Source organism: Vogesella mureinivorans (assembly GCF_007644035.1).
Lineage (GTDB): Bacteria > Pseudomonadota > Gammaproteobacteria > Burkholderiales > Chromobacteriaceae > Vogesella > Vogesella mureinivorans.
In genome coordinates this window covers 1-322 of record NZ_VMTV02000527.1, presented here as the reverse complement: position 1 = coordinate 322, position 322 = coordinate 1, and the positions used below count along the sequence as shown (strand labels likewise).

Annotated in this window: 1 protein-coding gene; it reads right to left on the bottom strand. The window is 59.0% G+C overall.

Translation table 11 applies throughout. The features are described 5' to 3' along the window. Positions 1-322: transposase (locus FLQ44_RS14385; RefSeq protein ID WP_147694971.1), on the bottom strand; the 322-nt coding region annotated here is incomplete at both ends.

Here is a 322-nt window from a genome sequence, read left to right as displayed (position 1 = left end):
CACGAGCCATTTTATTGGCCAATGCGATCGCCACCAGCATTCTCGGCTTTCTGCTCAAAATCCGCGACAGCCAGGAGCCATCTGGGATCGCACGTCTCCCAAGCCAACCCAGCCGCGACATTGCCCCGATAATCAGAAGTCGACGTATATCGGACTGCCCGGCCTTCGAGATTCGACCAAGCCGTTCCTTACCTCCTGAGGAATGCTGACGTGGTACGAGACCCAGCCAGGCCGCAAAGTCTCGGCCCCGCCGGAAGCTACCCATGTGGGGAGCGAAGGCCTCAACAGCTAACGCTGTCATCGGACCGATCCCAGGCATAGT